Below are 25,559 nucleotides of genomic sequence, written 5' to 3' on the forward strand. Positions count from 1 at the left end.
AGCAAGAATAAGCCGTGGCGCAAGGCCAGGACAGGCTTACTCAGCGAGATCCTGCTCCTCAATGGTGAAGGTGTGGTTGGTGAAGACACAGATGTCGCCGGCGATGCCGAGCGCGGTTTCGACGATTTCACGGGCCGACAGATCGGTTTTCTTCAGCAGGGCGCTGGCCGCGGCCTGAGCGTAACCGCCGCCGGAACCCATGGCGATCAGGCCTTCTTCGGGTTCGACCACATCGCCGTTACCGGTGATGATCAGGGAGGCGTCTTTGTTGGCGACTGCGAGCATTGCTTCGAGGCGGCTGAGGGAGCGGTCGGTACGCCATTCTTTGGCGAGTTCGACGGCGGCGCGAACCAGGTGGCCCTGGTGCTTTTCAAGCTGGCCCTCGAAACGTTCGAAGAGGGTAAAGGCGTCAGCGGTGGCGCCAGCAAACCCGGCGATGACCTGACCGTGGTACAGGCGGCGAACTTTCTTCGCGTTGCCTTTCATCACGGTATTGCCGAGAGAAACCTGGCCGTCGCCGCCCATGACGACTTTGCCGTGGCGGCGAACTGAAACGATGGTGGTCAAGGGAAGAGTCTCCACGCAGCGGGGCGAAAATGCCTTATCCCAACTCATATGGGGGTGGTGAGGCGTTTTTCAACTGCGGGAAGTGGCGGGGGACGAGCGGTGCTGGTTGCATATCCCTTGGGCGGGGCGAGAGCCTGTGGCGAGGGAGCTTGCTCCCGTTCGGCTGCGCAGCAGTCGTAAACCCGGTCAATGCGGTTTACCTGACGTGCTGCAATTGCCGATTTTGGGAGCGCTGCGCACTCCAGCGGGAGCAAGCTCCCTCGCCACAGGGTTGGCTTTAACGGCTTTGGCGTTGTTGTAACAACAGGTTGCTGAAACCGCTGCCAGCCAGTTGTTTCTGGGCGGTGGTCAGCTGTTCGCGGTTGCTGAACGGTCCGACCAGTACGCGGTACCAGGTCTCATCCTTCACCGTGCCGGACTCCACCGAAACTGCCTGGCCAAGCAGAATGATCTGTGCACGAACCTTGTCGGCGTCGGCTTCCTTGCGGAACGAGCCAGCCTGCAGGAAGAACTTGGTCACCGGCGCCGCTTTCGCCACTGGTGGCGCTGGCGGTGGGGTGATGCCGCTCAGGGCCGCTTGCGCACGCGCGGTGTCGATCTTCGCCGCTTCTGCCGGGGTTACCGGTGCAACGGGTGCGGTCTGCGGCGTCGGCAGGGTTTTCTCCGGCACGGCATCCGGCGGCACGATGACCTCCGATTCCGGCAGCAAGGTGTAGAAGTCATATTTCGGCTTCACCGGTTGCGTCGGGCTCGGCGGGGTCTTGTTGGCCTCGGCGATCTTGCTGGCCTTCTGTTGCTCGACCTTCTCGCGCTTGACGCTTTCGCTGCCTTTACCCGGCTCCAGCTTCATCAGGAACACGATGAAGGCGCCCACGGTCAGGCCGATGGCCATCCACAGCCATCCTGGAATCGGCTTTTTTGCAGGAGCTTGGTAACGGCTGGCGCCACGCTTTGGTGCTGGTTTTTTCTTGGCAGCCAACTTACATACGCTCCAGAGTTTCCAGACCCAAGAGTTCCAGGCCTTGCTTGAGGGTGCGACCGGTCAATGCGGCGAGGCGCAAGCGGCTTTGCATTTGTGCCGGGGTTTGTGCACTGAGAATCGGGCAGTTCTCGTAGAAGCTGGAGAACAGACCGGCAACATCGTACAGGTAGGTGCAGAGGATGTGCGGCGTGCCTTTTTCGGCGACGTTGTTCAGCACTTCACCAAACTGCGCCAGCTTGGCGGCCAGTTCGTGTTCGTGGGTGGCCTCGAGGACGATCTGCCCTTCGACTTCGCTGAAGTCCTTGCCGAGTTTGCGGAACACGCCGGCCACGCGGGTGTAGGCGTACAGCAGGTACGGCGCGGTGTTGCCTTCGAAGTTCAGCATCAGGTCGAAGTTGAAGCTGTAGTCGCTGGTGCGGTGCTTGGACAGGTCGGCGTATTTCACCGCGCCAATGCCCACGACTTTGGCGATGTTGCGCAGATCGGCTTCGGCAAGCTCAGGGTTCTTTTCCTTCACCAGCGTGTAGGCACGTTCCTTGGCTTCGTTCAGCAGGTCGATCAGCTTCACGGTGCCGCCATCACGGGTCTTGAACGGGCGGCCATCGGCGCCGTTCATGGTGCCAAAGCCCATGTGTTCCATTTCCATCGGGTGGGTCACGAAGCCGGCCAGGCGAGCCACTTCGAACACCTGCTGGAAGTGCAGCGCCTGACGCTGGTCAACGAAGTACAGCACCCGATCGGCTTTCAGCACGCCGTTACGGTAGCGCACGGCTGCCAGGTCAGTGGTGGCATAGAGGTAGCCACCGTCAGCCTTGACGATGATTACCGGCAGCGGGTCGCCGTCGGCATTCTTGAACTCGTCGAGGAACACGCACTGGGCGCCGTTGCTCTCGACCAGCATGCCTTTGGCCTTGAGGTCGTTGACCACGTTGATCAGGTCATCGTTGTAGGCACTTTCGCCCATCACGTCGGCCATGGTCAGTTTGACGTTGAGCTGTTCGTAGATTTTCTGGCAGTGGGACAATGAGATGTCTTTGAACTTGGTCCACAGCGCCAGGCAGTCCGGGTCGCCGGCTTGCAGTTTGACCACCAGGCCACGGGCTCGGTCGGCGAATTCTTCGGATTCGTCGAAGCGCTGCTTGGCGGCGCGGTAGAAGTTTTCGAGGTCCGACAGCTCGTCGCTGGTAATCGGGTTTTCTTGCAGGTACGCCATCAGCATGCCGAACTGGGTGCCCCAGTCGCCCACGTGGTTCTGGCGGATCACCGTATCGCCGAGGAACTCCAGTACGCGCGCCACACCGTCGCCGATGATGGTCGAACGCAAGTGACCGACGTGCATCTCTTTGGCCAGGTTCGGCGCGGACAGGTCGACCACGGTGCGTTGCACGGAACCTGCCTTGCGCACGCCGATTTGGGCGTCAGCCAGGGCTGCGTCCAGGCGCGAGGCCAGGGCCTGGGTGTTCTGGAAGAAGTTGAGGAAGCCGGGACCTGCGATTTCGGTTTTGCTGACGTTTTCGTCAACCGGCAGCGCGGCGATGATTTTTTCCGCCAGATCGCGCGGTTTCATGCCGGCCGGTTTAGCCAGCATCATGGCGATGTTGCTGGCGAAGTCGCCGTGAGTCTTGTCACGGGAGTTCTCCACCTGAATCGCCGGCGTCAGGCCTTCAGGCAACACACCGTCGGTAACGAGTTGGGTGAGGGCTTGCTGGATCAACTGGCGAATGGTGTCTTTCATGGTCTTCTCTTTCAACCGCAGAGCGGCGGCGCATCGATGCGCAGGTGGAAAAACTGGGCATTATCCGTTGCGAAGTCGGGCTTGCCAACCATTGTAGGTTCATTGCGGACTTACGGTGATTGATTACCTTGTGGCGAGGGAGCTTGCTCCCGCTGGGGCGCGGAGCGGCCCTTAAATCGGCTACTGCATTCTTTCTGCTGGGGCGGGGTTGACTTGTTTGCGGCTGTTGCACACCCGAGCGGGAGCAAGCTCCCTCGCCACATAGTTGATTCAATACAAATCGACCGGATCAACATCCACAGACCAGCGCACCGCCCGCCCGCTCGGCATCTGTTCCAGCGCCAGCAACCAGGCACTCAACAATCGATGCAGCGGCGCCCGTGCCGTGGCTTGCAACAACAATTGCGCCCGATAACGCCCGGCCCGCCGCTCCATCGGCGCCGGCACTGGCCCCAGCAATTCGATGCCGCTCAGGGTGTGTTCGGCCAATAATCGCTCGGCCTCGCTGCAGGCTTCATCGAGGAAACTTTCGGCCTGCCCGGGTTTGTGCGCCTCGGCCCGCAACAGCGCCAGGTGCGCGAAGGGCGGTAGCCCGGCGGAACGACGTTCGCTCAAGGCCTGCTCGGCAAAGGCGAAATAACCTTGCTCGGTCAGTTGCACCAACAACGGGTGGTCAGCCAGGTGAGTCTGAATGATCACTTTGCCCGGCTCTTCGGCGCGGCCGGCACGCCCCGCCACCTGCACGATCAATTGGGCCATGCGTTCGCTGGCGCGGAAGTCGCCGGAGAACAATCCGCCGTCGGCATCGAGAATCGACACCAGCGTCACCCGTGGAAAGTGATGCCCTTTGGCGAGCATCTGCGTACCGACCAGAATGCACGGCTGACCTTTCTGAATGGTCGCGAACAGCTGATTCATCGCGTCCTTGCGCGAGGTGCTGTCACGGTCGACCCGCAATACCGGGTAGTCCGGGAACAGAATCCCCAGGCGTTCTTCGGCGCGTTCGGTGCCGGCACCTACGGGGCGCAAATCGACCTTGCCGCATTTTGGGCAGTGCCGTGGGACGCGTTCAACGTAGCCGCAATGGTGGCAACGCAGCTCGCCGGAGCGCTGGTGCACGGTCATCCGCGCATCGCAGCGCTGACATTCGGACATCCAGCCGCAGTCGTGACAGAGCAGGGTGGGCGCAAAGCCGCGACGGTTGAGGAACACCAGGACTTGCTGGCCGGCGGCGAGGGTCTGGCCGATCGCCTGCTGCATCGGCCCGGAAATACCGCTGTCCAGGGGGCGGCTTTTAACGTCCAGCCGCAGGAAACGGGGTTGTTTCGCCCCGCCGGCGCGCTCGTTCAGGCGCAGGAGTCCGTAGCGACCGGTGTAGGCGTTGTGCAGGCTTTCCAGTGACGGTGTCGCCGAGCCAAGGACAATCGGGATGTTTTCCTGCCGCGCTCGGACCAATGCCAGGTCGCGGGCGTGATAGCGCAAACCTTCCTGCTGTTTATAGGAGCCGTCGTGCTCTTCATCGATGATGATCAGCCCGGGGTTTTTCATCGGCGTGAACAGCGCCGAGCGGGTGCCGATAATAATGTCGGCCTCGCCATCCCGGGCTGCCAGCCAGGATTCCAGCCGTTCGCGGTCGTTGACGGCTGAATGCACCAGAGCGATGCGCGCATTGAAGCGCTGTTCGAAGCGCGCCAGGGTCTGCGGCCCGAGGTTGATTTCGGGGATCAGCACCAGCGCCTGCTTGCCGGCCTCAAGGGTTTCACGGATCAGCTGCAAATAGACTTCGGTCTTGCCGCTGCCGGTGACCCCGGCCAGCAGGAACGCATGAAAACTGCCGAAGCCTGCGCGAATCGCTTCATATGCGGCGCGCTGCTCCGGGTTCAGCGGCAGCTCCGGTTGCGCCAGCCAGTGTTCGTGACGTTCGCCGGGTGCGTGTTTGCGGATCTCCACTTGCACCAGTTCTTTGGCCAGCAGCAGGTCGAGGCTGTCCTTGCTCAGCATCAATTTGCTCAGCAACTGATGGGCGACGCCATGCGGATGTTGGGCCAGCGTTGCCAAGGCCTCGCGCTGACGTGGGGCGCGGGCGATACGCGGATCATCCAGTTTCGCGCCCGGAGTTATTGACCAGAACCGCTCCTGGCGCGCTTCGGCCATTTCACCCTGGCGCAGCAATACCGGCAGCGCCCAGCTTAAGGTGTCGCCGAGGCTGTGCTGGTAATACTGGGAAGTCCACAGACACAACTTGAACAGTGCTGCCGGTAGCGGTGGCGTGGCGTCGAGCAGGGCCAGTGCCGGTTTGAGCTTGTCGGCCGGGACTTCGCTGTGGCTGGTGACTTCCACCAGGATCCCGATCATCTCGCGGCGACCGAACGGCACCCGCAACCGCATGCCCGGATGCAAATGCGCGCGCAGGACTCCCGCCGGGGCACGGTAGTCGAACAGGCGACGCAGGGGCGAAGGCAGGGCGAGGCGCAAAATGGCGTCGGGCACGCGGGGGGATCTCATTGAACAGGCGGTAAAGAAGGGCCGGAGCCTAGCAGACGACTGGATTAGTGTCCTCTATTAGGAAAGCGTTCACTCGCCAGAATCGAACAGTCTTTTCTGATGGAGGACACTGTGGACAGCTTGCGTGATTGTAAAGGTCTGGTAGAATCCGCGGCATAATTACGTGCGGTATTCAACAATAGTGTTGGGTGGCGGCACGCTAGCCTGAGGAAGACACCATGAAAGCCGATATCCATCCAGAATACCCAACAGTTGCCGTAACTTGCAGCTGCGGCAACAAGTTCGAAACCCGTTCGACCTATGCCAAGCCACTGGCGATCGACGTTTGCAACGAGTGCCACCCGTTCTACACCGGTAAGCAGAAGACTCTGGATACCGGCGGCCGCGTTCAGAAGTTCGCCGATCGTTTCGGTGCTTTCGGCAAAAAAGCCTAAGGCTGATCATGTTGGAAAGCCGTTTCGGCTTCTCCAGACTGATGAAAAAGGCGTCCCTCGCGGGCGCCTTTTTTATGCCTGCAATTTGGCTCTCCAGCGCCCAGGCCCTCTGTCCTGCCCCAGCCAGTCAGCTGGAAGCTGTCAGCGTGCAGCGCGTGGTGGATGGCGACACGGTGCGCCTGCGCGACGGCCGCAGTGTGCGCATGATCGGTTTGAATACCCCGGAACTGGGCAAGAAAGGCCGCTCCGACGAACCTTTCGCCGTCGCTGCACGCAAGCGTCTGGAAACGTTGGTGGCGGCAAACGACGGACGGTTGGGTTTGCTGGCGGGTCAAGAGGGCAAGGATCGCTACGGGCGCACCCTGGCCCATCTCTACAGTGCCAACGGTGACAATCTCGAAGCGCAGATGCTTGCCGAGGGCCTCGGTTATCTGGTGGCAGTGGCACCGAACGTCGATTTTGTCAGTTGCCAACAGGCCGCCGAACACGCTGCGCGACAGGCCAGGCTGGGGTTATGGCGGCAGTCGCCTGTATTGAAAGCGGAGCAGATCAACACTTCGGGTTTTGCTGTGCTCAGTGGGCGTGTGAGCAAGGTTCAGCGCAATCGCGGCGGAATTTGGATCGAGTTGCAGGATTCGGTTGTATTGCGCGTTGCACCCAATCTGCTCGGTCAATTCGATCTGGCGGCTCTGGAGCGGCTCAACGGCAAGAAAATCGAGGCGCGTGGCTGGGTGCTCGATCGCTCACGGCACGGTGGTCTGGATTCCGGTCAGGCGCGCTGGTTGTTGCCATTGACCCATCCGGCCATGCTGCAAGCAGTGCCGTAAAAAGAAATTGTCGACATTTTTTAAGTCAATTGTGAACAGTTGAGCCCTTGTGTTCCGTGGCTCTTGGCCCAAAGTCTTAGGGTAGGGCCCTTGACAGGGGTGACCGGTCAGTCTTGTGGGGACTTTGCGACGCGAGTATCCTCGGCGGTCCGTCGTTCAACAGTAAAAGCGGAATGCCCACATGTCTGATTTGAAAACTGCCGCTCTCGAATATCACGCCCATCCTCGTCCAGGTAAGCTGAGTGTCGAGCTCACCAAGGCCACCGCTACCGCCCGCGATCTGTCGCTGGCCTACAGCCCCGGCGTAGCCGAACCAGTACGCGAAATCGCCCGCGATCCTGAACTGGCCTACAAATACACCGGCAAGGGCAACCTGGTTGCAGTCATTTCCGATGGCACCGCGATTCTCGGCCTGGGTAACCTTGGCCCATTGGCTTCCAAGCCGGTGATGGAAGGTAAAGGCGTGCTGTTCAAGCGCTTCGCCGGTATCGACGTGTTCGACATCGAAGTCGACTCCGAAAGCCCGCAAGCCTTCATCGACACCGTCAAGCGTATCTCCATCACCTTCGGTGGCATCAACCTGGAAGACATCAAGGCACCTGAGTGCTTTGAGATCGAGCGTGCTCTGATCGAGCAGTGCGACATTCCAGTGTTCCACGATGACCAGCACGGCACCGCGATCGTGACCGCTGCCGGCATGATCAATGCCCTGGAAATCTCTGGTAAAACCCTGCCGGAAGCCAAGATCGTCTGCCTGGGTGCCGGTGCTGCCGCCATCTCCTGCATGAAGTTGCTGGTGAGCATGGGCGCCAACATCGAAAACATCTTCATGGTTGACCGTACCGGCGTGATCCACTCCGGCCGTGACGACCTGAACCAGTACAAGGCTGTTTTCGCTCACGCGACCGACAAGCGCACCCTAAGCGACGCGCTCAAAGGTGCAGACGTGTTCGTCGGCCTGTCCGGTCCGAACCTGCTGAGCGCTGAAAACCTGCTGCTGATGGCGGCCAATCCGATCGTGTTCGCGTGCTCGAACCCGGACCCGGAAATCGCCCCGGAACTGGCTCACGCCACCCGTAACGACGTGATCATGGCGACCGGCCGTTCGGACTACCCGAACCAGGTGAACAACGTACTGGGCTTCCCATTCATCTTCCGTGGTGCTCTGGACGTTCGCGCCAAGCGCATCAACGAAGAAATGAAAGTGGCTGCGGCCAACGCTCTGCGTGAATTGGCCAAGCTGCCAGTGCCTCAGGAAGTGTGTGACGCTTACGGTGGCATCAAGCTGGAGTTCGGTCGTGAGTACATCATTCCGAAGCCAATGGATGCGCGTTTGATCACTGTGATCTCGGATGCTGTGGCCAAGGCTGCGATCGAGACGGGTGTGGCGACTCTGCCGTATCCGAAGAACTACCCGCTGAAAAGCGTGGATGATGTGTTCAACGGCTAAGTCGTTGTAGCGCTTCAACAAAAGGCCCCGGCTCTTGTGAGTCGGGGCTTTTTTATTTCTGTCTTTTGTAGGTGTACATATCCGTTATTGGTGTAACGGCTACTTACGGTTTCGCTCTTACAGCGAGTCCCTTTTGTCAAACGCCACAAAAGGAACCAAAAAGTCTCGCCCCGAGCGTACGGCACCTCGCTTAGGCTCGGCGTTCCCTCGCTCCGGTGTCCATCAGGGGGCATCGCCTCCGGTCGGCTTCGCTTCGACCTCCTCTCGATGTATTCGGCTTCGCCGAACGGCGCTGCGCGCCAACCCCCTGATGAACACCTCCACTCGGCCTCCCGAAGGGGCGGGTAGATCAAAATCAAAAGCAACAGCACGGCGGCCTACCGGCCGGCCTGAGTGGTTGGGGCATGTACGGCTTTAGATCGTTCCCACGCTCTGCGTGGGAATGCCGCCAGGGACGCTCCGCGTTCCGCTTCATGAGCTGACGCAGAGCGTGGGAACGATCAGGTGATTGGGACTTGTGTAATGCCTGTAGGAGTCGAGTTGAACTTGGCGACAGCATCACGGGCAACGCAGAAATCTCCGACAAGTCTTTAGGGTTGCCCCTAGGAAGCACGGCCTCTAGCCTTTAATCGTCGCTGCCAATTCAGCGACCGGGACTGCAAGCCCGCTGATAGTTTGTTAGGCGCTTACATGCGCACCTATAATCGTGACGCTTTTTCAGTGTCCATTGATTTATGGTGGCTGTGTGCGGGAGACCTTCGGGTCTGCCGAGGGCCTAACAACTCGGTCTTGCAGACCTGCATACAGCTGCCACCCATCATCTGCAAGTGATGCTGGTAGCTCCATTTATTGTTAGGAGCTCCATCATGATCAAAGAAACCCCCAATCCCCCCGAACACGACGACGTCTCCCCCTACGAATCCCTCGATTCAAAAAAACTCCACGACGCCGCCCACCGTGCGCTCGATCATTACCTGAAACCCACCCTCGCCAAATTGCGCTTCAGCGATCTGCGCTCAGACCGGCTGTTCAGCGTTGCCCCCGACGTGGGCCTCGAAAGCCTGTTGGCCAATGCCTCGGAGGATCTAGCCTCAGTCAAGGTCATGGCCGCCGACCTGGCATTCGAGATCGAAGGCTCGCGACGCAGTGTGGCGTTGGCGATTTGCCGGATGGTCGATGGCGCTCTGTTGTTGGTGGACAAGGCGCTGGATGACTACAACCCGTCGGAGTCGGACCAGTTTTACGTCAAAGAGTAGAAGCGCGAAGTCCAGATGCTAAAAAGCCCCGCCTTCAAACGAAGAGCGGGGCTTTTGTTGGGGCTGCGCGATCAGAACAGATCGATCGGCGCCGCTTCGTCTGCTGGCAGCGGGCTGCCCGGTGCATTGCCGTTGCCCAGTTCGTTGACCGATGGCGGCGTGTCTTCGGACTTGAACAGCTCGAAATAGGCGCCTGGCGTGCTTGGAGTGGCCGCGCGACCGCTGATCGGGTCAACCCGCAGGCTGAGGATGCCTTCCGGCTCGGCCTGGGTATGCGGTGGTTTGCCTTTGAGCGCAGCGCTCATGTAGTTCATCCAGATCGGCAGTGCCACGGTGCCGCCGAACTCGCGCTTGCCAAGGCTTTCCGGTTGGTCGAAACCGGTCCAGACCGTGGTTACGTAATCGGCGTTGTAGCCCGAGAACCAGGCGTCCTTGGATTCGTTGGTGGTCCCGGTCTTGCCCGCGATGTCGCTGCGGCCCATGGACAGGGCACGACGCCCGGTACCGAGCTTGATCACGTCTTCGAGCATGCTGTTGAGGATGAAGGTGGTGCGCCCGTCGATGATCCGTTCTGCGACGGCCGGAGCTTGTACGGTGGTTTGCGCCACCGGGGCTTCGCCTGGTGTCGGGTTGACCGTAAAGGTGTTGCTCACCGGCGCTGCGATCCCGTTGCTGGCGATATCGCCCTTCGGCACGCTTGGCGGGTTGGCGACGAACAGCGTGTCACCGTTGCGGCTTTCGATCTTGTCGATGATGTACGGGGTGATCTTGTAGCCGCCGTTGGCAAAGGTGCTCCAGCCAGTGGCGATTTCCATTGGCGTCAGCGTTGCGGTGCCCAGGGCCAGCGACAGGTTGCGCGGCAGGTCCTGCTTGTTGAAGCCGAACTTGCTGATGTAGTCGATGGTGCGATCGACGCCCAGCGCCTGGAGCAGACGGATCGACACCAGGTTGCGCGACTTGTAGAGCGCTTCACGCATGCGGATCGGGCCGAGGAAGGTGTTGGTGTCGTTCTTCGGACGCCAGACCTTGTCCAGGTACTCGTCGACGAACACGATCGGTGCGTCGTTGACCAGGGTTGCCGCGGTGTAGCCGTTATCCAGCGCAGCGCTGTAGACGAATGGCTTGAAGCTCGAACCCGGTTGGCGCTTGGCCTGCATGGCGCGGTTGTAGTTGCTCTGCTCGAACGCGAAGCCGCCAACCAAGGCGCGGATGGCGCCGTTTTGCGGGTCCAGCGAAACCAGTGCGCTTTGGGCGGCCGGAATCTGGCTGAACTTCAGGGCATTGTCCGGTTGGCGCTGTACGCGAATCAGGTCACCGACCTGGGCGACGTCCGATGGCTGCTTCGGTGCCGGGCCCATGCTGTTGGTATTCAGGAACGGGCGCGCCCATTTCATGCTGTCCCAGCTGACATGTTCTTCGCCGTTGCGGGTCAGGACCTGCACGCCGTTTTTCTCGATCAGGGTGACGATGGCCGGTTCCAGGCCGCTGATGGTGCGCTGCTTGGTCAGTTCCGTGGCCCAGGCAGCGGGCGTCTTGCCCGGCAAACGGGACTCGGGGCCACGATAGCCATGGCGCTGGTCGTAGGTGATCAAGCCTTCATGAACGGCGGTGTTGGCCATTTCCTGGAGGTTGCTCGGCACGGTGGTGGTGACGCGGAAACCTTCGGTGTAGGCATCGCTGCCATAACGACCGACCATTTCGGCACGGGCCATTTCGGCGATGTACGGCGCGTTCACTTCCGGCGTCGGCACGTGATAGCTGGCGTTCAGCGGCTCGTTGATCGCGGCCTGATACGCCGCTTCGTCGATTTTCCCGAGCTTGTACATGCGCCCCAGGATCCAGTCGCGACGTTCTTTGCTGCGCGCCGGGTTGGCCAGCGGATTGAAGCGCGAAGGAGCCTTCGGCAGGCCGGCGATCATCGCCATCTGCGCCAGGCTGACATCGCGAATCGACTTGCCGTAATACACCTGTGCCGCCGCCTCGATGCCGTAGGCGCGGTTGCCCAGATAGATCTTGTTCACGTAGAGCTCAAGGATCTCGTCCTTGGTCAGCTGACGCTCGATTTGCAGGGCCAGGAGGATTTCCGTGGTCTTGCGCGAAAAGCTGCGCTCGCTGGTGAGGAAGAAGTTCTTCGCCACCTGCATGGTGATGGTGCTGCCGCCGGATTGAATGTGTCCGCTTTTGACCAGTTGGGACGCGGCACGCATCAGGCTGCTGGGGTCGACGCCATAGTGGTTGGCGAAGTTGTCGTCTTCAGCGCTGAGTAACGCATTGATGAAATTGGGCGGGATGTCGGCGAAGCGGATCGGTGTGCGGCGCATTTCGCCAAACTCGGCGATCAATTTGCCGTCGCTGCTGTAGACCCGCAAAGGAATCTGCAACTGAATGCTTCTCAGCGCCTCCACGGACGGCAATCCCGGACTAAGGTAAAGAAAGGCGCCACTCAGACCGAGGAGCAGTCCGCAGAAAACGGCGACGATGGACCACCCGAAAAATTTCAGCAGACGAATCAAGGCTTTTGGACATCCAGGGTAAAGAATGAATTAGGCGTCAGGGCATTCAAGGTAAGCAAGGGTCGACCCGCGCTTGAGAAAGCGGAAAAAACGCTGGCCATTATAAGCATTTTTCCGCCAAAAGCGCATTTGGCGCCTCTGTCAAGACGCAGCTATTGAACGCAATGAATCATAAAGAGTCCGTAACTCACGGATAGTCATAGGGAATTGCAAGTGCTGGGACTCTTCAATAAAAAAAGCCGCACGCTTTTGGGGATCGATATCAGCTCCACTTCGGTGAAGCTGCTCGAGCTAAGCCGTGCAGGTGCTCGATACCGGGTCGAAGCCTACGCGGTAGAGCCGCTGCCGACCAACGCCGTGGTCGAGAAAAATATCGCCGAACTCGAAGGTGTCGGGCAGGCATTGTCCCGGGTGTTGCTCAAGGCCAAAACCAGCGTCAAGAGTGTCGCGGTGGCGGTTGCCGGATCGGCGGTCATCACCAAGATCATCGAAATGGACGCCGGGCTTTCCCCTGATGAGATGGAAAATCAGCTGAAGATTGAAGCTGACCAATACATTCCCTATCCCCTCGAAGAAGTCGCCATCGATTTTGAAGTGCAGGGCGTCTCCCGGCGTAATCCCGAGCGGGTCGACGTATTGCTGGCGGCCTGTCGCAAGGAAAACGTCGAAGTTCGCGAAGCCGCGCTGGCCCTTGCCGGCCTGACCGCGCGGGTCGTCGATGTCGAGGCGTACGCGCTGGAGCGTTCATTCGGTTTGCTGACGGCACAGCTGGCCGGTGTGACCGAGCGTTCGACGGTGGCCGTGGTTGACATCGGCGCCACCATGACCACCTTGAGCGTGTTGTCCAACGGCCGAATCATCTACACCCGCGAGCAGTTATTCGGCGGCCGCCAGTTGACGGAGGAAATCCAGCGTCGCTATGGCATGACCGTCGAACAGGCCGGGCTTGCAAAAAAACAGGGTGGCTTGCCTGACGACTACGTCAGCGAGGTCCTGCAACCGTTTCGCGAGGCGCTGGTGCAGCAGGTCTCGCGATCGTTGCAGTTCTTTTTCGCCTCGGGCCAGTACAACGCAGTCGACAACATCCTGCTGGCCGGTGGTACGGCTTCGGTCACCGGGCTGGATCGGCTGATCGAGCAGCGCCTGGGCACGCCGACGCAGGTGGCCAATCCGTTTGCGGATATGACATTGAGCAGCAAGGTCAACGCCAGTGCCCTGGCCAGTGATGCGCCGGCGCTGATGATTGCCTGCGGCCTGGCGCTGAGGAGTTTCGACTGATGGCGCGGATCAATCTTCTCCCTTGGCGCGAAGAGCTGCGCGAGGAGCGTCGCAAGCGCTTCCTGTTGGGGTTGGCGGGCGCGCTGGCGGCGGCGGTCGGGGTGATTTTGCTGGGTGATCACGCCATCAGCAGTGCGATTGATCGACAGGTAGCCCGCAACGATTACGTCGGCAAACAGATCGCCGTGCTGGATGATCGGATCAAGCAGATCAGCGATCTGAAAACCCGTCGTCGGCAACTCGTGGAGCGGATGCGGATCATCCAGGACTTGCAAGGCAATCGGTCGGTCAGCGCACGGATTTTCGATCAACTGGCGCGCAGGCTGCCGGACGGGGTGTATTTCACCGACGTGAAACGGGTCGATAAAACGCTGTCCATCAGCGGGGCGGCAGAGTCGAACAATCGCGTCTCGGAGTTGTTGCGCAACCTCGATGCCTCCGACCGGTTCGAGTCGCCGAACCTGACCGAGGTCAAAGCGACCACGGCCGGCGCGCTGGATCAGGCCAACGTGTTTCAGCTGACCGTTCGTCAGTCTCAACCGGCCGCAGCGGAGGACGCGAAATGAGTCCGTCCCAATGGTTCGAGGGGTTGCGCAAGGTCGATATCAACGACCTGGACCTGAACAACATAGGCTCCTGGCCCACGGCGATCAAAGGCTTGGCGGGTGGGCTGCTGATCGTGCTGGTGCTGGCGCTGGGTTACAGCTTTTACCTCAAGGATCTTGAAGATCAGCTTGAGCAGGCTCGCGCCGGGGAAGCCACCCTCAAGGAGCAGTTCGCGAGCAAGGCGCACATGGCGGCCAATCTGGAGCGCTACATCGAGCAGATGAAAGCAATGGAAACCTCCTTCAGCGTGCTCTTGCGGCAGTTACCCGGCGATACCGAGGTGCCCGGTCTGCTGGAAGACATCACTCGCACCGGATTGGGCAGCGGGCTGGAGTTTGAAGAGATCAAGCTGCTGCCGGAAGTCACCCAGCAGTTCTACATCGAGCTACCGATCCAGATCACTGTTACCGGCGCCTACCATGACCTGGCGACCTTCGTCAGTGGCGTCGCCAACCTCCCGCGGATCGTCACCCTGCACGATTTCAACGTCGAGCCGGTCGTTCCGGGCAGCGGCGCGAAACTGCGCATGAACATCCTGGCCAAGACTTACCGCTACAACGACAAGGGGTTGCAGAAATGAATGCGGCCCGATGGTTTTCACTGGCTGTGCTGCTGGGGGGGCTTGCCGGTTGTGGCAACGGTAACGACTTCAGCGAACTGGACGCCTACATGAACGAGGTACGCCTGCACCCGCCTGGCAAGATCGAGCCGGTGCCGACGTTCAGGTCCTACGAAACATTCACTTACAGCGCTGCGTCGTTGCGCAGTCCGTTTTCACCGCAGGTCAGGGTCGACCTGGCAGGTCGAAAACAGGGGGCACGCAACGTCAGGCCCGATCCGAGCCGGGTCAAGCAATACCTTGAAGGTTTCAACATCGAGCAGTTTGAAATGGTCGGCACTATTTCCAATGCGTCCGGCGCCTTTGCGCTGTTGCGCGGTGCTGGTGGGGTACATCGGCTGAAGATCGGTGACTACCTGGGGCGCAACGATGGCCGGATCGTGGCCATCAGTGACTCGCAAGTCGATGTGGTCGAAATCGTTCCCGATGGTGAAGGTGCCTGGCTGGAGCGACCGCGGACTATTCCTTTGAAAGAGCATTCATAGTGGAACTCGTATCATGAACAGGATCTTCTCAACCCTCGGTTTTTCGCTATGGATGGCGCTGCTTTCTCCGATGGTGCAGGCAGCCAATCTCAAAGCGCTGGATGTCGCTGCGCTGCCGGGTGATCGCATCGAGTTGAAACTGGCTTTCGACGGGCCGCCGCCCGCGCCTCATGGCTATACCACCGATCAGCCGGCGCGCATCGCCCTCGATCTACCGGGTGTGAGCAGCCAACTGGCGAGCAAGACGCGGGATTTGGGAGGTGGCAACGCTCGCAGTGCGACGGTGGTCGAGGCCAAGGACCGCACCCGTTTGATCATCAACCTGACGCAGTTGACGCCTTACAGCACGCGAGTCGAGGGCAACACGCTGTTCGTGGTGGTTGGGCAGGCCGCCGCTCAGAAACCCCGGCCCGCGGCACCGCGAGTGGCGAGCGCCGTGCCGGTTGCAGCCAGGACTTATGCTCCCGTGAGCAAGGCCATTCGCGGCGTGGATTTTCAGCGCGGTGAGCAGGGTGAGGGCAACGTCGTCATTGATTTGTCAGACCCCGGTATCAGCCCGGACATCCAGGAGCGTGACGGCAAGATCATCCTCACCTTCGCCAAAACCCAGTTACCTGAACGATTGCGGGTTCGTCTGGACGTCAAGGATTTCGCCACCCCGGTGCAGTTCGTCAACGCCAGCGCGTCTTCCGATAAAGCGAGCATCAGCATCGAACCCGGCGGCACATATGACTATTCGACCTATCAGACCGACAACAAACTGACCGTCAGTGTCCGCCCGATGACCGTCGACGATCTGCAGAAACGCAACGCAGAGCGCTTTGCCTACAGCGGCGAAAAGCTGTCGTTGAATTTTCAGGACATCGATGTGCGCTCGGTGCTGCAACTGATTGCCGATTTCACCAATCTCAATCTGGTGGCCAGCGACACGGTGCAGGGCGGCATCACCTTGCGCCTGCAAAACGTACCGTGGGATCAGGCGCTGGACCTGGTGCTCAAGACCAAAGGGTTGGACAAGCGCAAGATCGGCAACGTCTTGCTGGTCGCGCCGGCAGACGAGATTGCCGCCCGTGAGCGCCAGGAGCTGGAGTCGCGCAAACAGATCGCCGAGCTGGCGCCACTGCGCCGTGAGCTGTTGCAGGTCAACTACGCCAAGGCGACGGATATCGCCAAGCTGTTCCAGTCGGTGACCAGCGCCGAGGCGAAAGTCGACGAGCGTGGTTCGATCACGGTCGACGAGCGAACCAACAATATCATTGCCTACCAGACCCAGGATCGTCTGGATGAGCTACGGCGAATCGTCGCTCAGCTGGATATTCCGGTGCGTCAGGTGATGATCGAAGCGCGGATCGTCGAAGCCAACGTCGACTACGACAAAAGCCTCGGCGTGCGATGGGGCGGCTCGGTCCGCAATAAGGGTAACTGGAATGCCTCCGGGGTCAGCAACGGGGCCAATGCTTCATCGACCATTGGTACGCCGGGCAGCACCAGCACCAACTCACCGTTCGTCGACATGGGCGCGGCGGGGAATACGTCGGGGATCGGCATCGCCTTCATCACCGATAACGTGTTGCTGGACCTTGAGCTGACGGCCATGGAGAAAACCGGTAACGGGGAAATCGTCTCTCAACCCAAAGTGGTCACCTCCGACAAGGAAACCGCAAAGATCCTCAAAGGCACGGAAATCCCCTATCAGGAAGCCAGCTCCAGCGGCGCGACATCGGTGGCGTTCAAGGAGGCTTCGCTGTCTCTGGAGGTAACGCCGCAGATCACCCCGGACAACCGCATCATCATGGAGGTCAAGGTCACCAAGGATGAGCCGGACTACCTGAACAAAGTGCAGGATGTGCCGCCAATCAAGAAGAACGAGGTCAATGCCAAGGTACTGGTCAACGATGGCGAAACCATCGTCATTGGCGGGGTTTTCTCAAATACTCAGAGCAAGGTTGTAGATAAGGTGCCATTTCTCGGTGATGTGCCGTATCTTGGCCGCCTTTTCCGGCGTGACGTGGTGTCGGAGAAAAAATCCGAGCTGCTGGTATTTCTCACTCCGCGTATCATGAATAACCAGGCGATTGCTGTGAGTCATTGATTCTGTGCGAAATTTGATTCTTGTTGGGCCGATGGGTGCTGGAAAAAGCACCATCGGTCGCTTGTTGGCCAAAGAGCTGCGCCTGTCGTTCAAGGATTCCGATAAGGAAATTGAATTGCGCACGGGCGCCAATATCCCGTGGATCTTCGACAAAGAAGGCGAACCCGGCTTTCGCGAGCGCGAGCAGGCGATGATCGCCGAGCTGTGCGCGCTCGATGGCGTGGTGCTGGCGACGGGCGGTGGCGCGGTGATGCGCGAAGCCAATCGTCGGGCGCTGCATGCTGGCGGGCGTGTGGTGTATCTGCACGCGTCCGTCGAGCAACAGGTCGGGCGCACCGCGCGTGATCGCAATCGTCCGCTGTTGCGCACCGCCGATCCGGCAAAAACCCTCCGGGATCTGCTGGCGCTGCGCGATCCGCTGTATCGGGAAATCGCCGACCTGGTGGTGGAAACCGATGAGCGGCCGCCGCGGATGGTGGTCCTGGACATCCTGGAACGCTTGCAGCAGCTACCTCCCCGTTAATGCGCAGGGCGAAATGCGCTATCCTCGGCTCCGGTCATGACTGCCCGAAGGTGTGGCGCATGACGAACGGGCAGCGTCACACACGCAGATGTTGCCAGTCGATAATGTAAGGCAGGACGCCTGATTCCAACTTCACTGTGGGGACACATGCAGACACTTAAGGTCGATTTAGGCGAGCGTAGCTACCCGATCCATATTGGCGAAGGGTTGCTGGATCAGCCCGAACTGCTGGCGCCGCATATCGCCGGGCGGCAAGTCGCGATCATCTCCAACGAGACCGTTGCGCCGCTGTATCTAGAGCGTCTGACCCGCAGCCTTGCACAGTTTTCGGTTATTTCCGTGGTTTTGCCCGACGGCGAAGCCTTCAAGAACTGGGAAACCCTGCAAACCATCTTCGACGGCCTGCTCACCGCTCGCCATGACCGCCGCACCACCGTGATTGCTTTGGGCGGCGGGGTGATTGGCGACATGGCCGGTTTTGCCGCCGCCTGTTACCAGCGTGGTGTCGATTTCATCCAGGTTCCGACCACCTTGCTGTCGCAAGTCGACTCTTCGGTGGGCGGCAAGACCGGCATCAACCACCCGCTGGGCAAAAACATGATTGGCGCCTTCTATCAGCCGAACGTCGTGTTGATCGATACCGCCACACTCAATACCTTGCCGGCTCGCGAGCTGTCTGCGGGGCTGGCGGAAGTCATCAAGTACGGGTTGATCTGCGACGAGCCGTTCCTGACCTGGCTCGAAGACAACGTCGATCGCTTGCGGGCACTGGATCAAACGGCCCTGACCTACGCTATCGAACGCTCCTGCGCGGCCAAGGCTGCCGTGGTCGGTGCCGACGAGCGTGAGTCTGGTGTGCGCGCCACGCTCAACCTGGGCCACACCTTCGGCCACGCCATCGAAACCCACATGGGCTATGGTGTCTGGTTGCATGGTGAAGCGGTGGCCACTGGCACTGTAATGGCCCTGGAAATGTCTTCGCGTCTGGGCTGGATCAGTGACCAGGAGCGTGATCGCGGCATTCGCCTGTTCCAGCGGGCCGGGTTGCCGGTCATCCCGCCTTCAGTGATGACACCCGCCGATTTTCTCGAACACATGGCAATTGACAAGAAAGTAATCGACGGTCGTTTGCGACTGGTGTTGTTGCGCCGCATGGGCGAAGCCGTAGTGACCGACGATTATCCGAAAGAGGTTTTACAGGCCACGCTGGGAGCGGATTACCGCGCCTTGGCTCAGCTTAAAGGTTAATAAGATCCCGATGACTAGTTTGCATGCCGACGAGGCGTTCCTCGGCCATTACCAGTTGAGTCACGACCCTTTCGCTCCACGGGTGCCTGGCTTCAAGTTCTTCCCTGCCCAGCGCAAGCCCGTGCTGGGGCAACTGCATCACCTGGCTCGTTACAGCCAGTTGTTGCTGGTGGTTACCGGCCCGCAAGGCAGTGGCAAGACCTTGTTGCGTCAGGCGCTGGTAGCCAGCACCAACAAGCAGTCGGTGCAGAGCGTGGTGGTTTCCGCCCGAGGTGCCGGCGATGCGGCGGGTGTGTTGCGTCAGGTGGCTCAGGCGCTGAACGTTGCCCAGGCCGAAGTCGGTGCGATTCTCAAGCAGGTAGTACAGCTTGCGTTGACCGGTCAGGAAGTCTACTTGCTGGTCGATGACGCCGAGCAACTCGACGAGTCTGCCCTTGAAGCGCTGCTGGCGTTGGCGGCGGGTGCACCGGAAGGTCGTCCGCACGTATTCCTGTTCGGTGAGTCGTCGCTGATTGCCGAACTTGAGCAACTGAGCACCGAGGAAGAGCGCTTCCACGTCATCGAATTGCAACCTTACGCCGAAGAAGAAACCCGCGAATACCTGGCTCAGCGACTTGAAGGCGCCGGTCAGGGAATCGAACTTTTCTCTGCAAATCAGATCTCTGAGATTCACGAAAGCTCCGATGGATGGCCTGGCAACATCAATCAGGTCGCCCGCGATGCGATGATCGAAGCCATGATTGCTAGCCGCTCAGCGGTCAAGCGTCCAAGTATGGGGTTCAACATGCCGAAGAAACACGTATTGGCGATATCCGCCGTAGTCGTGGTCGCGGTGGCCGCAGCCTGGTTGATGCCGGGTCGCAGCAAGGCGCCAACCACCGGCGCGCCCGCCAATGAGCAGGCGCAATTGCCACTGGGCACACCGAAACCGAACGGCGGTGCTCCGGCGGTCGAGTTCGCCGGTAATACCCAGCCGATGCCGTTGCCGCTGGTCGGACAATCGCAGCCGGTTATGCGCGGCCCATTGGCGGAAGCTGCGGGCGGTATCACTGAAGGCGACGACGGTGTGCCAGTCGAAGGCTCCAGCGCCAAACCGCCTACCGTAACCACCACTGCGCCGCCAGCCGGTATTCCGGCCGGTCCGACGCCAGCACCTGCACCGGCGCCTGCGGCCAAACCAACGCCAGCACCTGCGCCGACTCAGGTCGCAACCGCCAAGCCTGCCCCGGCACCTGCGGCCAAACCGGCTCCAGTGGCCAAGCTGACCCCAGTCGCCAAGCCTGTCGAGAAACCGGTCGAGAAACCAGTCGAGAAACCGGCGACCGTCGCCAAGGCCGCGACGGGTGGTACCTGGTACGCAGGTCAGGCGCCGGGCAACTATGTGGTGCAAATCCTCGGCACCAGCTCTGAAACCACGGCGCAAAACTTCGTCAAGGAACAGGGCGGCGAGTACCGCTATTTCAAGAAAGTTCTCAACGGCAAGCCGCTTTACGTCATCACTTACGGTAGCTTCGCCAACCGCGATGCAGCCGTTACCGCCATCAAGGCCTTGCCAGCGAAGGTTCAGGCTGGTAAACCTTGGCCTCGCTCTGTCGCCAGCGTCCAACAGGAACTGGCAACAGCTCGCTGAAGATTCGGCGGCCTTACCCAGGCCGCCTCTCCCGGCACCTCAAAATTTCTGCAAGCGCATGTGGCTGTCAAAGCCGCGTGCCTTGTGGCGTCTGCGTCACAGTAGTCTTTGAGTCGTTGCGGTCAACATTAAAAAAGTTTTGACTAGCACAGCATATCGCTTTAAACCTTTCACAAATGCGACATGGATTTGCGACATTTCGTCGTCAAATTTGTGAGCCTCTGTGTCGGTGTGTACAATGACCTCCCTTTTGCCCCCGCAAAGCTGGCGTACGTTCGGCGTGGAAGGTAACTGGCTGAATTGAAAAGAAATTTGTCTCGATAAGAGGCAGCCTGGTGAGAAAGTGTCTATGAAAGCAGGTCTGTACCAACCAGATGAGTTCAAGGATAACTGCGGTTTCGGCCTGATAGCCCATATGCAGGGCGAACCCAGTCATACCCTGTTGCAAACGGCCATTGAGGCCCTGACCTGCATGACCCACCGCGGTGGGATCAACGCTGACGGCAAAACCGGCGACGGTTGCGGTCTGCTGATGCAAAAGCCCGACGTGTTCCTGCGAGCGATCGCCCAGGAAGCGTTCGGTATCGAACTGCCCAAGCAATATGCCGTGGGCATGGTGTTCTTCAACCAGGATCCGGTAAAAGCCGAAGCGGCTCGCGAGAACATGAATCGCGAGATCCTGGCGGCCGGCCTGCAACTGGTGGGTTGGCGCAAAGTGCCGATCGACACCAGCGTTCTCGGCCGTCTGGCGCTCGAGCGCCTGCCGCAGATCGAACAAGTGTTCATCGGCGGTGCGGGCCTGAGCGATCAGGACATGGCCGTCAAGCTGTTCACATCCCGTCGTCGCTCGTCCGTGGCCAACGCCGCCGACGTCGACCACTACATCTGCAGCTTTTCCCACAAGACCATCATTTACAAGGGTCTGATGATGCCGGCGGACCTGACCGCCTTCTATCCAGACCTCAGCGACCAGCGCCTGCAAACCGCAATCTGCGTGTTCCACCAGCGCTTCTCCACCAACACCCTGCCGAAATGGCCGTTGGCTCAACCGTTCCGCTTCCTGGCGCACAACGGTGAAATCAACACCATCACCGGTAACCGTAACTGGGCCCAGGCCCGTCGCACCAAGTTCACCAACGATCTGATGGACCTGGACGAGCTCGGCCCGTTGGTCAACCGCGTGGGTTCCGACTCCTCGAGCATGGACAACATGCTGGAGCTGATGGTCACCGGCGGCATCGACCTGTTCCGTGGCGTGCGGATGATCATTCCGCCAGCGTGGCAGAACGTCGAGACCATGGACGCCGACCTGCGCGCGTTCTACGAATACAACTCGATGCACATGGAACCGTGGGACGGCCCGGCCGGCGTGGTAATGACCGACGGTCGTTACGCGGTGTGCCTGCTCGACCGTAACGGTCTGCGTCCGGCGCGTTGGGTCACCACCAACAACGGCTTCATCACCCTGGCCTCGGAAATCGGTGTCTGGAACTACCAGCCTGAAGACGTGATCGCCAAGGGCCGTGTCGGGCCTGGCCAGATTTTCGCCGTGGACACCGAAACCGGTCAGATCCTCGACACCGATGCCATCGACAACCGCTTGAAGTCCCGTCATCCATACAAGCAATGGCTGCGCAAAAATGCCCTGCGCATCCAGGCGACCATGGAAGACAACGACCACGGTTCGGCGTTCTACGACGTCGACCAGCTCAAGCAATACATGAAGATGTATCAGGTCACGTTCGAAGAGCGCGATCAGGTGCTGCGTCCGCTTGGCGAACAAGGCTACGAAGCCGTCGGCTCCATGAGCGACGACACGCCGATGGCGGTGCTGTCCCAGCGTGTGCGCACGCCGTACGACTACTTCCGCCAGCAGTTCGCGCAGGTCACCAACCCGCCGATCGACCCGCTGCGTGAAGCCATCGTCATGTCGCTGGAAGTCTGCCTCGGTGCCGAGCGCAACATCTTCCAGGAGTCGCCGGAACACGCTTCGCGCGTGATCCTCAGCTCGCCGGTCGTTTCCCCGGCCAAGTGGCGCTCGCTGATGAACCTCGATCGTCCAGGCTTCGAACGCCAGATCATCGACCTCAACTACGACGAGGCGCTGGGCCTTGAAGCCGCAGTGCGCAACATCGCTGACCAGGCCGAAGAAGCCGTGCGTTCCGGGCGTACCCAGATCGTGCTGAGCGACCGTCACATTGCCCCAGGCAAACTGCCGGTCCACGCTTCTCTGGCCACTGGCGCGGTGCACCACCGCCTGACCGAAAAAGGCCTGCGTTGCGACAGCAACATCCTGGTCGAGACTGCCACCGCACGCGATCCGCATCACTTCGCGGTGCTGATCGGTTTCGGCGCCTCTGCGGTTTATCCGTTCCTGGCTTACGAAGTGCTGGGCGACCTGATCCGCACCGGTGAAGTGCTGGGCGACCTCTACGAGGTGTTCAAGAACTACCGCAAAGGCATCACCAAGGGCCTGCTCAAGATCCTCTCGAAGATGGGCATCTCGACCATCACCTCCTATCGCGGAGCACAACTGTTCGAAGCGATCGGTCTGTCCGAGGAAGTCTGCGACCTGAGCTTCCGTGGCGTGCCGAGCCGCATCAAGGGCGCGCGTTTCATCGACATCGAAGCCGAGCAGAAGGCCTTGGCTGCCGAAGCCTGGAGCCCGCGCAAGCCAATCCAGCAGGGCGGTTTGCTGAAGTTCGTCCACGGTGGCGAATATCACGCGTACAACCCGGACGTGGTCAACACCCTGCAAGCCGCTGTGCAGCAGGGCGACTACAGCAAGTTCAAGGAATACACGGCGCTGGTGGACAACCGTCCGGTGTCGATGATCCGCGATCTGTTCAAGGTCAAAACCCTTGAGACGCCGCTGGATATCAGCGAGATCGAACCACTGGAATCGGTGCTCAAGCGCTTCGACTCCGCCGGTATCTCTCTCGGCGCACTGTCGCCGGAAGCTCACGAAGCCCTGGCCGAAGCCATGAACCGCCTCGGTGCGCGTTCCAACTCTGGCGAAGGCGGCGAAGACCCGGCGCGTTACGGCACCATCAAGAGCTCGAAAATCAAGCAGGTGGCCACCGGCCGTTTTGGTGTGACCCCGGAATACCTGGTCAACGCCGAAGTGCTGCAGATCAAGGTCGCACAGGGCGCCAAGCCCGGCGAAGGCGGTCAACTGCCAGGCGGCAAGGTCAACGGTCTGATCGCCAAGCTGCGCTACGCAGTGCCGGGCGTGACGCTGATTTCGCCACCGCCGCACCACGACATCTATTCGATCGAAGACTTGTCGCAGCTGATTTTCGACCTGAAACAAGTCAACCCGAAGGCCCTGGTCTCGGTGAAGCTGGTAGCAGAAGCGGGCGTTGGCACCATCGCCGCTGGCGTGGCCAAGGCTTATGCCGACCTGATCACCATTTCCGGTTACGACGGCGGCACCGGCGCATCGCCGCTGACCTCGATCAAGTACGCGGGCGCACCGTGGGAACTCGGCCTGGCTGAAACCCACCAGACCCTGCGCGGCAACGACTTGCGCGGCAAGGTTCGGGTGCAGACCGACGGCGGCCTGAAAACCGGCCTCGATGTGATCAAGGCAGCCATCCTCGGCGCTGAAAGCTTCGGCTTCGGCACCGCGCCAATGATCGCCCTGGGCTGCAAATACCTGCGCATTTGCCACCTGAACAACTGCGCCACCGGCGTGGCGACCCAGAACGAAAAACTGCGTAAAGACCACTACATCGGTACGGTCGACATGGTGGTGAATTTCTTCACCTACGTCGCTGAAGAAACCCGTGAGTGGCTGGCCAAGTTGGGCGTGCGTTCCCTCGAAGAGCTGATCGGTCGTACCGATTTGCTGGAAGTTCTCGAAGGCCAGACCGCCAAGCAGCAACACCTGGACCTGACTCCGCTGCTGGGCAGCGATCACATCCCGGCAGACAAGCCACAGTTCTGTCAGGTAGACCGCAACCCGCCGTTCGATAAAGGCCTGCTGGCCGAGAAGATGGTCGAGATGGCCACTTCGGCGATCAACGACCTGAGCGGCGCCGACTTCGCTCTGGATATCTGCAACTGCGACCGTTCGATCGGCGCGCGGATCTCCGGTGAAATTGCGCGTAAACATGGCAACCAGGGTATGGCCAACGCGCCGATCACCTTCCGCTTCAAAGGGACGGCCGGTCAGAGCTTTGGTGTATGGAACGCCGGCGGCCTGAACATGTACCTCGAAGGCGATGCCAACGACTATGTCGGCAAAGGCATGACCGGCGGCAAACTGGTCATCGTTCCGCCAAAAGGCAGCGTCTACAAGACTCAGGACAGCGCCATTATCGGCAACACCTGCCTGTACGGCGCCACCGGCGGCAAGCTGTTCGCCGCCGGTACCGCGGGCGAACGTTTCGCGGTGCGTAACTCCGGTGCTCACACCGTGGTGGAAGGCACTGGCGATCACTGCTGCGAGTACATGACCGGTGGCTTTGTTTGCGTACTGGGCAAGACCGGTTACAACTTCGGCTCAGGCATGACCGGTGGTTTCGCCTACGTGCTCGATCAGGACAACAGCTTCGTTGACCGGGTCAACCACGAACTGGTGGAAATCCAGCGGATCAGCGGTGAGGCGATGGAAGCCTATCGCAGCCACCTGCAACGCGTGCTGAACGAATACGTCGAGGAAACCGACAGCGAGTGGGGTCGTAACCTCGCTGAAAACCTCGATGACTACTTGCGTCGGTTCTGGTTGGTCAAGCCAAAGGCTGCCAGCTTGAAGTCGTTGCTTTCCAGCACCCGTGCCAACCCGCAGTGATATGCGCCTGAAGA

18 protein-coding genes are annotated in these 25,559 nt (G+C 60.2%); 13 read left to right on the plus strand and 5 right to left on the minus strand.

All coding sequences use genetic code 11. The features are described 5' to 3' along the window. Positions 1–36 precede the first annotated feature (36 nt). The 4 genes from hslV to HK44_RS06905 all read right to left on the minus strand — a co-directional run bounded on the left by hslV (position 37) and on the right by HK44_RS06905 (position 5,774). Positions 37–567 (minus strand): ATP-dependent protease subunit HslV, encoded by a 531-nt coding sequence (gene hslV / locus HK44_RS06890; RefSeq protein WP_007899242.1) that lies wholly within the window; start codon positions 565–567, stop codon positions 37–39. A gap of 277 nt (positions 568–844) precedes the next feature. After that, positions 845–1,546 carry an SPOR domain-containing protein gene (locus HK44_RS06895; RefSeq protein WP_019691368.1) on the minus strand — a complete coding sequence of 234 codons (702 nt, stop codon included), beginning with the start codon at positions 1,544–1,546 and terminating at the stop codon, positions 845–847. A gap of 1 nt (position 1,547) precedes the next feature. Further along, a complete protein-coding gene (gene argS / locus HK44_RS06900; RefSeq protein ID WP_019691369.1) occupies positions 1,548–3,284 on the minus strand; it encodes an arginine--tRNA ligase in 1,737 nt (578 codons plus the stop codon). A gap of 270 nt (positions 3,285–3,554) precedes the next feature. Then, positions 3,555–5,774, minus strand: coding sequence for a primosomal protein N' (locus HK44_RS06905; RefSeq protein WP_019691370.1), 2,220 nt, complete (start codon positions 5,772–5,774; stop codon positions 3,555–3,557). A gap of 233 nt (positions 5,775–6,007) precedes the next feature. Between HK44_RS06905 and rpmE the strand changes: the two genes are divergently transcribed. The 4 genes from rpmE to HK44_RS06925 all read left to right on the plus strand — a co-directional run bounded on the left by rpmE (position 6,008) and on the right by HK44_RS06925 (position 9,756). Further along, a complete protein-coding gene (gene rpmE / locus HK44_RS06910; RefSeq protein ID WP_019691371.1) occupies positions 6,008–6,223 on the plus strand; it encodes a 50S ribosomal protein L31 in 216 nt (71 codons plus the stop codon). 8 nt (positions 6,224–6,231) lie between these two features. Beyond that, positions 6,232–7,050 carry a thermonuclease family protein gene (locus HK44_RS06915; protein WP_019691372.1) on the plus strand — a complete coding sequence of 273 codons (819 nt, stop codon included), beginning with the start codon at positions 6,232–6,234 and terminating at the stop codon, positions 7,048–7,050. Positions 7,051–7,231: 181 nt separating this feature from the next. After that, positions 7,232–8,500, plus strand: coding sequence for a malic enzyme-like NAD(P)-binding protein (locus HK44_RS06920; protein ID WP_019691373.1), 1,269 nt, complete (start codon positions 7,232–7,234; stop codon positions 8,498–8,500). Between the two features lie 866 nt (positions 8,501–9,366). Continuing rightward, entirely contained in the window at positions 9,367–9,756 is a 390-nt protein-coding gene (locus tag HK44_RS06925) for a DUF6124 family protein (protein ID WP_019691374.1), read from the plus strand. Between the two features lie 71 nt (positions 9,757–9,827). Here HK44_RS06925 and HK44_RS06930 read toward each other — a convergent pair whose 3' ends face one another. After that, positions 9,828–12,266 carry a penicillin-binding protein 1A gene (locus tag HK44_RS06930; protein WP_431357315.1) on the minus strand — a complete coding sequence of 813 codons (2,439 nt, stop codon included), beginning with the start codon at positions 12,264–12,266 and terminating at the stop codon, positions 9,828–9,830. Between the two features lie 216 nt (positions 12,267–12,482). On the opposite strand from HK44_RS06930, the gene HK44_RS06935 reads away from it, so the two are divergent. The 9 genes from HK44_RS06935 to gltB all read left to right on the plus strand — a co-directional run bounded on the left by HK44_RS06935 (position 12,483) and on the right by gltB (position 25,545). Continuing rightward, entirely contained in the window at positions 12,483–13,547 is a 1,065-nt protein-coding gene (locus HK44_RS06935) for a pilus assembly protein PilM (protein ID WP_019691376.1), read from the plus strand. Next, complete coding sequence (locus tag HK44_RS06940; protein ID WP_019691377.1) at positions 13,547–14,113, plus strand: PilN domain-containing protein; 567 nt, start codon at positions 13,547–13,549, stop codon at positions 14,111–14,113. Before HK44_RS06935 ends, HK44_RS06940 begins: the two co-directional genes overlap by 1 nt. After that, positions 14,110–14,733 carry a type 4a pilus biogenesis protein PilO gene (pilO, locus tag HK44_RS06945; protein WP_019691378.1) on the plus strand — a complete coding sequence of 208 codons (624 nt, stop codon included), beginning with the start codon at positions 14,110–14,112 and terminating at the stop codon, positions 14,731–14,733. The genes HK44_RS06940 and pilO overlap by 4 nt, the downstream gene beginning before the upstream one ends. Further along, positions 14,730–15,257 carry a pilus assembly protein PilP gene (locus tag HK44_RS06950; RefSeq protein ID WP_019691379.1) on the plus strand — a complete coding sequence of 176 codons (528 nt, stop codon included), beginning with the start codon at positions 14,730–14,732 and terminating at the stop codon, positions 15,255–15,257. The genes pilO and HK44_RS06950 overlap by 4 nt, the downstream gene beginning before the upstream one ends. A 13-nt stretch (positions 15,258–15,270) precedes the next feature. Next, positions 15,271–17,349, plus strand: a complete 2,079-nt coding sequence (pilQ, locus tag HK44_RS06955; protein ID WP_019691380.1) for a type IV pilus secretin PilQ — start codon at positions 15,271–15,273, stop codon at positions 17,347–17,349. A gap of 4 nt (positions 17,350–17,353) precedes the next feature. Further along, positions 17,354–17,872, plus strand: a complete 519-nt coding sequence (gene aroK / locus HK44_RS06960) for a shikimate kinase AroK (RefSeq protein ID WP_019691381.1) — start codon at positions 17,354–17,356, stop codon at positions 17,870–17,872. 147 nt (positions 17,873–18,019) lie between these two features. After that, a complete protein-coding gene (gene aroB, locus HK44_RS06965; RefSeq protein WP_019691382.1) occupies positions 18,020–19,120 on the plus strand; it encodes a 3-dehydroquinate synthase in 1,101 nt (366 codons plus the stop codon). A 10-nt stretch (positions 19,121–19,130) separates the two neighbouring features. Continuing rightward, the gene (locus tag HK44_RS06970; RefSeq protein ID WP_019691383.1) at positions 19,131–20,750 is read left to right on the plus strand and encodes an AAA family ATPase; all 1,620 of its coding nucleotides are present in this window, start codon (positions 19,131–19,133) and stop codon (positions 20,748–20,750) included. 349 nt (positions 20,751–21,099) lie between these two features. After that, positions 21,100–25,545, plus strand: a complete 4,446-nt coding sequence (gene gltB, locus HK44_RS06975; RefSeq protein WP_019691384.1) for a glutamate synthase large subunit — start codon at positions 21,100–21,102, stop codon at positions 25,543–25,545. The last annotated feature ends 14 nt before the right edge of the window (positions 25,546–25,559 follow it).

It is taken from the genome of Pseudomonas fluorescens HK44 (assembly GCF_000217955.3).
GTDB lineage: Bacteria > Pseudomonadota > Gammaproteobacteria > Pseudomonadales > Pseudomonadaceae > Aquipseudomonas > Aquipseudomonas fluorescens_AQ.

What these genes read in the sequence shown, in the direction of transcription:
- rpmE (WP_019691371.1), top strand. Translation starts at nt 6,008, where the DNA reads ATGAAAGCCGATATCCATCCAGAATACCCAACAGTTGCCGTAACTTGC.
- argS (WP_019691369.1), bottom strand. Translation starts at nt 3,284, where the DNA reads ATGAAAGACACCATTCGCCAGTTGATCCAGCAAGCCCTCACCCAACTC.
- HK44_RS06925 (WP_019691374.1), top strand. Translation starts at nt 9,367, where the DNA reads ATGATCAAAGAAACCCCCAATCCCCCCGAACACGACGACGTCTCCCCC.
- HK44_RS06950 (WP_019691379.1), top strand. Translation starts at nt 14,730, where the DNA reads ATGAATGCGGCCCGATGGTTTTCACTGGCTGTGCTGCTGGGGGGGCTT.
- aroB (WP_019691382.1), top strand. Translation starts at nt 18,020, where the DNA reads ATGCAGACACTTAAGGTCGATTTAGGCGAGCGTAGCTACCCGATCCAT.
- HK44_RS06915 (WP_019691372.1), top strand. Translation starts at nt 6,232, where the DNA reads ATGTTGGAAAGCCGTTTCGGCTTCTCCAGACTGATGAAAAAGGCGTCC.
- HK44_RS06920 (WP_019691373.1), top strand. Translation starts at nt 7,232, where the DNA reads ATGTCTGATTTGAAAACTGCCGCTCTCGAATATCACGCCCATCCTCGT.
- pilO (WP_019691378.1), top strand. Translation starts at nt 14,110, where the DNA reads ATGAGTCCGTCCCAATGGTTCGAGGGGTTGCGCAAGGTCGATATCAAC.
- gltB (WP_019691384.1), top strand. Translation starts at nt 21,100, where the DNA reads ATGAAAGCAGGTCTGTACCAACCAGATGAGTTCAAGGATAACTGCGGT.
- pilQ (WP_019691380.1), top strand. Translation starts at nt 15,271, where the DNA reads ATGAACAGGATCTTCTCAACCCTCGGTTTTTCGCTATGGATGGCGCTG.
- HK44_RS06940 (WP_019691377.1), top strand. Translation starts at nt 13,547, where the DNA reads ATGGCGCGGATCAATCTTCTCCCTTGGCGCGAAGAGCTGCGCGAGGAG.
- HK44_RS06970 (WP_019691383.1), top strand. Translation starts at nt 19,131, where the DNA reads ATGACTAGTTTGCATGCCGACGAGGCGTTCCTCGGCCATTACCAGTTG.